We start from the raw sequence: 8,998 nt of genomic DNA, 5'->3' as shown, positions 1-8,998 counted from the left end.
GGCAGGTGACGCTCGGCCTACCGGGCCCCGCGCCGCGCGCGGTGCCGCTGGTCTGGCACGGCGAGCCGGTCGGCCGCCTGCTACTGGGCGCGCCGGGGCCGCGCAGATTCGCCGCGGCCCACAACGAGCGGCTGATCGCCGCGGTGACGCCGTACGTGGCCGACGTGGCGCACGCCGTACGGATGACCGCCGACCTGCAGCGCTCCCGTGAGCGCATCCTGACCGCCCGGGAGGAGGAGCGCCGCCGCCTCCGCCGGGACCTGCACGACGGGCTGGGCCACGCGCTGACCGACATGGCGATGTCGATCAACATGGCCAGGATCAGCCTGCGCGCCGCCCCCGCCTCCGCCGACCGGCTCCTGCTCGACCTGCGCAGCGGGATGGACTCGGTCAGCCAGGAGATCAGGGAGCTGGTGTACGGCCTGCGGCCGCCGACCCTGGACGAGCTCGGACTGGCCGGCGCCGTACGGGCGCTGGCCTCCGAGGGGGAGCCGCCGGTGACGGTGGAGACCTCGGGCGACCTGTCCGACCTGCCCGCGGCGGTCGAGGTGGCGGCCTACCGGATCGCCCAGGAGGCGCTGACCAACGTGCGCAAGCACGCCCGGGCGCGCACCGCGACGGTCTGCCTGCGGCACGAGGGCTCCTCGCTCACGGTCCGGGTCACCGACGACGGGCGCGGCCTGCCGGCCTCCTCCCGGTCGGGGATCGGCCTGGTCTCGATGCGCGAGCGCGCCACCGAACTCGGCGGGAGCTGCGTGATCGCCGGCGCGCCCGGCGGCGGAACGGCCGTGGAGGCGGTCCTCCCCCTGCCCCGCTGACCACCCGGCCCGCCGACCGTCCGGCCCGCTGACCACCCGGCCCGCTGACCCCCGGCCCGGTGGCGGGTCCGGCTCGGCGTCCCTCTCCCGCCCGGCTCCTCGCCGCCGGGAGAAGACGCGCCGGGCGTCTCGCAAGGGTTGATCAATATGTTTATCGATCATGTCCATTAGTAGTTAGATCGTTACACTCCGTGTTTTCGGCTGCGGGAGGTCAGGGAAACACAGCTGGCGTACGGCGGTTCCCGGCCTGTCCGGGGCCGTCGCACAGGGCCCTTTCGGGTGCTCCATCCCATGCGCCGGCGGAGGCCGGCGGAACAGAGAGGAAACATCCACCATGACCATGACGAAGTTGCGGCGTGCCCTGGTGATCGCGGGAGCCGCCTCGGCCCTGGGACTGGCCTTCCAGACCGCCGCCCTGGCCGGCGGCGGCACGAGCTTCGAGCAGAACTCCAGCAGCGCCGGCAAGTTCGGCGCCTTCAACAGCAGCGTCCTGTCCGGTACCGGCGGAAACCACGGCGGTCACGGCAGCGGCGTCTTCTTCAAGCAGTCCTACAGCCAGGCCGGTCCCGGCGGCGCCAGCAGCAACTCCACCACCAGCGCCGCCAACTGAGCCCTGACCGGCGCTGACCGGCGCTGACCGGCGCTGACCGGCGCTGACCGGCGCTCCGCCGGGGAGCTCCGGACCGCCCACGCCCGCGGTCCGGAGCGGTGGCGGTTCCCCGCCGGTGAGAGGCCCTCACCGGCGGGGAGTCCCGCGGAGATCCACCGGACCGGCCTGCGCCGCCCGGGAACGCCCGGGAATAGGGTGGGAGCGTGGCTCAACTCCGAATCGCACTTGCCCAGACCAACCCCGCGGTCGGCGATCTGACCGCCAACGCCGACAAACTCGTCGAGTGGACCCGCCGCGCCGCCGACCGCGGCGCGCACCTGGCGGTCTTCACCGAGATGTTCCTCACCGGCTACCCGGTCGAGGACCTGGTGCTGCGGAACTCGTTCGTGGAGGCGTCCATCGCCGCGGTCGAGGCCGCCGCCCGGCGGCTGGCCGACGAAGGGCTCGGCGAGATCCCCGTGGTCGTCGGCTACGTCGACCGCGCCGACCGCGCCCCGCGCGTGGGGCAGCCCAAGGGCGCCCCGCTGGACGCGGCGGCGCTGCTGTACCGGGGACAGGTGGTCGCCAGGACCGCCAAGCACCACCTGCCGAACTACGGCGTCTTCGACGAGTACCGCTACTTCGTGCGCGGCGACCGGCTGCCGATCTTCCGGCTGCACGGCGTCGACGTGGCGATCGCGGTCTGCGAGGACCTCTGGCAGGACGGCGGGCCGGTCGCGGTGGCGGCCGAGGCCGGAGCCGGGCTGCTGGTCGTGCCGAACGCCTCGCCGTACGAGCGGGAGAAGGACGACGTGCGCCTGGAGCTCGTCTCCCGGCGGGCGCGGGAGGCCGGGTGCGCGCTCGCCTACGCCAACCAGGTCGGCGGGCAGGACGAGCTGGTCTTCGACGGCGACTCGATCGTCGTCTCGGCCTCCGGCGAGCTGGTCGCGCGGGCCGCGCGGTTCACCGAGGAACTGCTGGTGGCCGACCTGGACCTGCCCGAGGCCACCTACGGCGGGCTCGGCTCCTTCGAGGTGGACGCCGGGGACGGGACCGTCATCACGGTGGAGCGGCTGGAGTTGTCGGCCCGCCCGCTGGAGCCGTACGACCCGGAGCCCCCGTCGGTCGCCGGGCACCTCGACGACACCGCCGAGGTCTACTGCGCGCTGGTGCTGGCCGTGCGCGACTACGTCGCCAAGAACGGCTTCCAGTCGGTCATCCTCGGCCTGTCCGGCGGCATCGACTCGGCGCTGACGGCCACCATCGCCTCCGACGCGATCGGCCCCGACCGGGTCCACGTGGTGCTGATGCCCTCGCGCTACTCCTCCGACCACTCCCTGGGCGACGCCCAGGAGCTCGTCGACCGCCAGGGGGTCAGGGCCCGGATCGTGCCGATCGGCACGATGGTGGAGGCCTTCGAGAAGGAGCTCTCGCTGACCGGCCTGTCGGCGGAGAACCTCCAGGCCCGGGTGCGCGGCATGATCCTGATGGGCCTGTCCAACGAGCACGGCCACCTGGTCCTGACCACCGGCAACAAGAGCGAGCTGGCCACCGGTTACTCGACGCTCTACGGCGACTCCGCGGGCGGCTTCGCCCCCATCAAGGACGTGCTCAAGACCCTGGTGTGGGAGCTGGCCCGCTGGCGCAACGCCCAGGCGGGCGTGGCGAACGAGTTCCTGTACGGCTTCGCGGTCCCGCCGATCCCGGAGAACTCCATCACCAAGGAGCCCAGCGCCGAGCTCCGCCCCGGCCAGCGCGACACCGACTCCCTGCCGGAGTACGACGTGCTGGACCGGCTCCTGGACGACTACGTGGAGAAGGACATGGGCTCGGCCTCCCTGGTCGCCGCCGGGCACGACCCCGACCTGGTCGCCCGGGTCATCCGCCTGGTCGACCTGGCCGAGTACAAGCGCCGCCAGTATCCCCCGGGCCCGAAGATCACTCCGAAGAACTTCGGCCGCGACCGCCGCCTGCCCATCACCAACCGCTGGCGCGAGACCGCCCCCTGACGCACTGTCTCCGGGGACCTCGCCGGTCCCCGGAGACCTCCGCGGTCGAGAGGATCCGCCATCGTCACTTTCCGCATCGGCCTGACGGACGCAGCGTCATCGCAGCAATCTCCCGTCCACGATCCTCGACGTGGCCACTCCGCTCCTGGTACCGCACCGCAGGCGGTGCCAGACTGGGCGGCATGGAGAAGGAGAAGCAGATGAGCGCACTTCCGGACGAGGAGTGGCCGGAGGCGGATCCGCAGGAGCACCGCCCTTCGCTGATCCTGCTTCCCGGGCACTCCGGGGCCTACACCGTCGAGGACTGGCTGGCGCTCCCCGAGACCAAGGAGCGCATCGAGCTCATCGACGGGAGTTTCGTAGTGAGTCCTGCCCCCGCCTCCGGCCACGCGCTCTGCGCCCAGCGACTGGTGCGCATTCTCGACGACGCCGCCCCGGACGATGTCGAAGTGGTGGAGGCGGCGAACGTCCGGGTCCGCGACGAGGGGTTCATCCCGGACATCGTGGTCGCGTGGGCGGAGCCCATCCTCGCCAACGAGGTCCTGCTGGACTCCGGCGACCTGCTGATGGCCGTCGAGATCGTCAGCCCCGGCAACCGGAAGCGCGGCTACCTGGTCAAGCCCTCCTCCTACGCCGCCGCCGGCGTCCCGGTGTTCATGCGGGTGGAGCTGCACGGCGAGGAGGGCGCGATGCCGCTGGTGGAGGTGTTCACCGCCAAGGAGGGCGAGTACGTCAAGGTCGCGGCGGCACGCGCCGGGCAGACGCTCTCCCTGTCCGAGCCCTACGAGATCGCCTTCGACCCGGCCGTCCTGGTCGGACCGCGCCGCCGCTGACCGGCCGTCCCGGTCGGACCGCGCCGCCGGCCGGCCGCATCCTCACCCGGCCGCGTCGCCGACGGGCCGTACGGGCGCTCAGCGGGGGGCGAGACCGGCCATGAGGTGGTCGACCAGGCGCTCGACGAGGTCCTCGGAGTGCTCCTCGCCCTCGCCGAACCCGGCCGACTTGACGTACCACATCATGCTGCCGACCACCGTCGCCATCACGACCGGGAGATCGAGGTCGGGCCGGAGCTCGCCCGTCTCGATCCCCCGGCGCAGCAGCGCCCTCAGCGTCTCCTGGCGGGGCCTGATCACCGCCTGGCGGATCCGCTCCACCAACTGGGGGTGGCGGTCGGCCTCGTTCATCGCGATGTTCATCACGCACCGGCTCCGCACGTCGCACGCCTCGCGCCCGATGACCCCCAGGTAGGCGGCGAGGTCCGCGCGGACGCTCCGGCCCTCCAGCGGAGGGATCGGCGCCTTGAGCGTGGCCAGCGCGTCGACGACCAGGTCCTCCTTGCTGGACCAGCGCCGGTAGATCGTGGTCTTGCCGACGCCCGCGCGGGCGGCGACGGCCTCGATGGAGAGCTCGGAGAGACTCACGCTCTCACTGATCAGGTCGAGGGTCGCCTCGATGATCGCCTTCTCCGCCCTGGCACTGCGGGGGCGGCCCGCGGGGCGGGCGGGCCGGGTCTCGTCCGTGGTCGTCATAGCGGGCCTACACTACCGCTGGTTCCTTGTCGTGCTCCCTGTCCGGTTCCGCGGCGGGCGCGTTCCTGCCGGGCAGCCACTTCAGCACCACCAGCGCTCCGGCCAGCGCGATGCCGGCCGAGACCAGGGCGGTGAGGTGCATGCCGTCCAGGAAGGCCCGGAAGGCGGGCTCCATCAGCGCGGCGCCGCGCTCGCCGAGCCCCTGGGCGACCGCGAGGGTGCCGGGCAGGGACTCGCCGGCGAGGTGCCGGGCCTCCTCCGGCAGACCGGCCAGGGCCGGGGTGATCCCGTCGCGGTAGGCGGCCGAGAGCAGCGAGCCGAGCAGGGCGACGCCGAGCGCGCCGGCGACCTGGCGGACGGTGTTGCTCATGGCCGAGCCGACGCCGGCCTTCTCTCGGGGCAGCGCCTCCATGATGGCGGTGGTCGCCGGGGGCATGATGTTGGCCATCGCCGCGCCCTGGACGAAGAAGACGACCTCGATGAAGAGGATCGGGGTGTCCTGGTCCATCAGCGCGTAGGCGGCCAAGGCGGCGGCCACGATCACCATGCTGACGGTCGCGGTCGGCTTGGCGCCGAAGCGCCCGGCCATCCGCTGGCTGAGCGGGGCGAAGATGAGCTGCGCCGCGGCGAACGGGATCATCAGGGCCCCGGCCTGCAGCGCGCTGAAGCCCAGCACGATCTGCAGGTAGAAGACCAGGAAGAACATCGCGCCCATCATCGCGAAGAACACGATGCCGACCATGGCGATCGCGGTGGAGAAGCGCGGGTCGCGGAAGTAGGTGACGTCGAAGGCCGGGTGGTCGATGCGGCGCTCGTACCAGACGAAGGCGGCCAGGACGGCCAGGCCCAGGATCGTCGGGACGAGGACCTCGGCGCTGGCGACCGTGGCGAGCTCGCCGCCGCGGATGATGCCGTAGGTGACGGCGACGAGGCCCACGATGGACAGCAGCACGCCGACCGGGTCGAGCTTGGACGGCCTGGGGTCGCGCGACTCGGGCACCACCAGCCCGATGAGCACCATGCTGATCAGCACGATCGGCAGGTTGATCAGGAAGACCGAGCCCCACCAGAAGTGCTCGATGAGCAGCCCTCCGGTGATGGGGCCGATCGCCACGGCCAGACCGACGCCGCCGGCCCAGACGCCGATCGCCTTGCCGCGCTCGGCCGGCGGGAAGACGTTGGAGATGATCGCCAGCGTGGCGGGCATGATCGCGGCGCCGCCGATGCCCATGAACGCGCGGGCGACGATCAGCTGCATCGGGTCCTGCGCGTAGGCGCTGGCCAGCGAGGACAGGCCGAACAGGACCATGCCGACCATCAGCATGCGCTTGCGGCCGGTCCGGTCGCCGATCACCCCGAAGGTGAACAGCAGTCCGGCGAAGACGAGGGTGTAGGAGTTGATCGCCCACTCGAGCTCGCTCTGGGTGGCGCCCAGCCCTTCGGCCGGGTCGGCGATCGTCTTCAACGCGACGTTGAGGATGGTGTTGTCGAGCACGACCGCCAGGAGGCTGAAGACCAGCACTCCCAGGATCTGCCAACGTCTCGGATGACCGAGCTTCTGGTCCACGGGAACCCCTGTTTCGATACGCTCTAGTTTCGCAACGAGAGCGTATCGCTATATATTTCGATACGCAACAGCACCGTTTCGTATTAACCTCCCGTTCGCGTCTCCGCCTGCCCGGCCGAAGGCAGACGGGCGAGTCAGGCGGGCGGGTCAGGCGGGCGGGTCAGGCGGGCGACTTCGCGGCGACCGGTCCGGGCTTCCCCGCCGGAGTGCGCGGCCCTCCGCGGAACGGCAGGGCCACCAGCACCATCGCCACGCTCACCAGACCGGCGGCCGCGAAGGCCCAGCCCGGACCGGGGCCGTCGATGACCGCGCCGGCGATCGGCGCGGAGACCGCCCCGCCCACCAGGAGCGCGGTGCCGTGCAGGCCCATCGCCTCGCCCCGGGCCCCGGCGGGCACCATGCGGCTGACCGCCTCGACGGTGGAGGAGATGCCGGGCGCGCAGAGCACCCGGCCGGGACCAGTGCGAGGAGCAGCCAGCGCCAGTCGTCCCCCACCAGGCCGACCGGGACGGTGAGCAGGCCCATGGCGCCGATCAGCAGCAGCGGGGAGAAGCCCCGGGGCAGCCCGCCGTAGACGAGGCCGCCCAGCAGCGAGTAGAGGCACCAGATCCCGATCGCCAGCCCCGTCCAGGCCGTGTCGCCCGCCTGGTCCATCGTCGCGACCAGCGACAGCTCGGTGGCGGTCAGCACGAAGGTGGCCGCCGAGGCGGTGCCGAGCAGGGTGACCAGGCCCGGGGTCAGCCACCGCCGCCGGGAGACCTTCTCCGCCGGGGCGGCCAGTTCCTCGGCGGAGCGGACCGGCGGGTTCAGCAGGACCAGCGCCGCGCCGGAGCCGACCAGGCCGACCGCTATGGCGCACATCGTCCACGTGCTGCCGAGCGCGGTCATCCCTGCCACGCCGAGGGCGGGCCCGGCCATGTAGGACAACTCCACCAGGATCGAGTCGGCGGAGAAACCGATCCTGCGCTGCCCCTCGGGGACCATGGCCGCCAGGCACTGCCGGATCACGCTGAACACCGGCAGCGCCAGCAGGCCGGCCAGCGCGGCGGCGACGACCAGCACGGGGAACGGCATCGCCCACGCCGTTGCCCAGAAGAGCGCCTGCGCGGCGGTGGTCGTCAGCAGGACCGGGCGCAGGCCGTAGGAGTCGACGAACCTTCCGGCCAGCGGCGAGCCCACGGCCATGCCCACCGTGCAGGCCGCGGTCACCGCGCCCGCCCAGGTGTAGCCGAGATCGAGCTCCTCTGCCACGTGCAGGACGAGAGTGATGTTCACCGCGGTGGACGGGATGCGCGCGAGCAGGCCCACGAGCAGCAGCGTCCGCACCCCGGGCAGGGCCAACAGTCGCCGGTAAGGTTCCATTGCCATTTTTATTACTTACCTCCGCCTTGCATTGTGCCGCACCCGACCGGCACCCCCGCCACCGGATTACCGGCGCGCCAAGGGGTGTTTAACCCATCGGACGCATGTCATCATCGGAATCGTCCGGGGACGCCACAGGGGCGCCTCGAGACTCTCAGGAGGCTTCCCATGCCCTCTTCCGTCGCCGTCCCGCAGACCGCCGCCCTGTACGGCGGGCAGTCCGGGCGAAGGATCACCGTGCGCGACATCGCCGCCGCCAAGGAGCGCGGCGAGAAGTGGCCGATGGTCACCGCGTACGACGCGATGACCGCCCGGGTCTTCGACGAGGCCGGCATCCCGGTGCTGCTCGTCGGCGACTCCGCGGCCATGGTCGTCTACGGCCACGACTCGACGCTGCCCGTCTCCGTCGACGACCTGATGCCGCTGACCGCGGCCGTGGTGCGCGGCTCCTCCCGGGCGCTGGTCGTCGCCGACCTGCCGTTCGGCTCCTACCAGGCCTCCGCCCAGCAGGCGCTGGAGACGGCCGTGCGGTTCATGAAGGAGGCGGGCGCCCACGCGGTCAAGCTGGAGGGCGGGCGCCGGGTCCTCCCCCAGGTCGAGGCCCTGGTCGCGGCCGGCATCCCGGTCATGGCCCACCTCGGCCTGACCCCGCAGTCGGTCAACGCCTTCGGCGGCTACCGGGTGCAGGGCCGCGGCCAGTCCGGTGACGAGCTCATGGCCGACGCCAAGGACCTGGCGGCGGCCGGGGCCTTCTCCGTCGTCCTGGAGTGCGTCCCCACCGACCTGGCCGAGCGGGTCACCGCCTCCCTGCCGATCCCCACGATCGGCATCGGCGCCGGTCCGGCCACCGACGCCCAGGTCCTCGTCTGGCAGGACCTGATGGGCCTCACCGCCCGCCCGGCCAAGTTCGTCAAGAAGTACTTCAACCTGGCCGAGGAGATGGACCACGCGGTCCGCGCCTTCGCCGACGAGGTGACCAGCGGGGCCTTCCCCACCGCCGAGCACAGCTACCGCTGATCCCCTCCCGTCCGGCCGCCCGCCGTACCCCCGCGCCCGTCAGGCCGGTACGGCGGCGGCCTCGGTCCGCGCCAGGCGCCAGGCGTCAGGCTCGGGCTCGGGCTCGG

The 8,998-nt window shown here is 72.3% G+C and carries 8 protein-coding genes; 5 read left to right on the top strand and 3 right to left on the bottom strand.

What is annotated here, in order from left to right; genetic code table 11:
- The 4 genes from ACWJ6R_RS23610 to ACWJ6R_RS23595 all read left to right on the top strand — a co-directional run.
- On the top strand, positions 1–818 hold an 818-nt coding region (locus tag ACWJ6R_RS23610; protein WP_449064326.1), incomplete at its 5' end, for a sensor histidine kinase.
- 334 nt (positions 819–1,152) lie between these two features.
- The gene (locus ACWJ6R_RS23605) at positions 1,153–1,428 is read left to right on the top strand and encodes a hypothetical protein (RefSeq protein WP_449064325.1); all 276 of its coding nucleotides are present in this window, start codon (positions 1,153–1,155) and stop codon (positions 1,426–1,428) included.
- Between the two features lie 203 nt (positions 1,429–1,631).
- A complete protein-coding gene (locus ACWJ6R_RS23600; RefSeq protein WP_449064324.1) occupies positions 1,632–3,416 on the top strand; it encodes an NAD+ synthase in 1,785 nt (594 codons plus the stop codon).
- A gap of 200 nt (positions 3,417–3,616) precedes the next feature.
- A complete protein-coding gene (locus tag ACWJ6R_RS23595; RefSeq protein WP_449064323.1) occupies positions 3,617–4,249 on the top strand; it encodes a Uma2 family endonuclease in 633 nt (210 codons plus the stop codon).
- A gap of 78 nt (positions 4,250–4,327) precedes the next feature.
- On the opposite strand, the gene ACWJ6R_RS23590 is transcribed toward ACWJ6R_RS23595, so the two are convergent.
- The 3 genes from ACWJ6R_RS23590 to ACWJ6R_RS23580 all read right to left on the bottom strand — a co-directional run bounded on the left by ACWJ6R_RS23590 (position 4,328) and on the right by ACWJ6R_RS23580 (position 7,880).
- On the bottom strand, positions 4,328–4,945 hold the full coding sequence (locus ACWJ6R_RS23590) for a TetR/AcrR family transcriptional regulator (RefSeq protein WP_449064322.1): 618 nt from the start codon (positions 4,943–4,945) through the stop codon (positions 4,328–4,330).
- Positions 4,946–4,952: 7 nt separating this feature from the next.
- Entirely contained in the window at positions 4,953–6,512 is a 1,560-nt protein-coding gene (locus tag ACWJ6R_RS23585; protein ID WP_449064321.1) for an MFS transporter, read from the bottom strand.
- Positions 6,513–6,767: 255 nt separating this feature from the next.
- On the bottom strand, positions 6,768–7,880 hold the full coding sequence (locus tag ACWJ6R_RS23580; RefSeq protein ID WP_449064320.1) for an MFS transporter: 1,113 nt from the start codon (positions 7,878–7,880) through the stop codon (positions 6,768–6,770).
- A 162-nt stretch (positions 7,881–8,042) separates the two neighbouring features.
- Here ACWJ6R_RS23580 and panB point away from each other — a divergent pair, with 162 nt between their 5' ends.
- Complete coding sequence (panB, locus tag ACWJ6R_RS23575; RefSeq protein ID WP_449064319.1) at positions 8,043–8,891, top strand: 3-methyl-2-oxobutanoate hydroxymethyltransferase; 849 nt, start codon at positions 8,043–8,045, stop codon at positions 8,889–8,891.
- The last annotated feature ends 107 nt before the right edge of the window (positions 8,892–8,998 follow it).

Source organism: Planomonospora algeriensis, from assembly GCF_977012225.1.
This window is presented reverse-complemented; position numbering and strand designations above follow the sequence as displayed.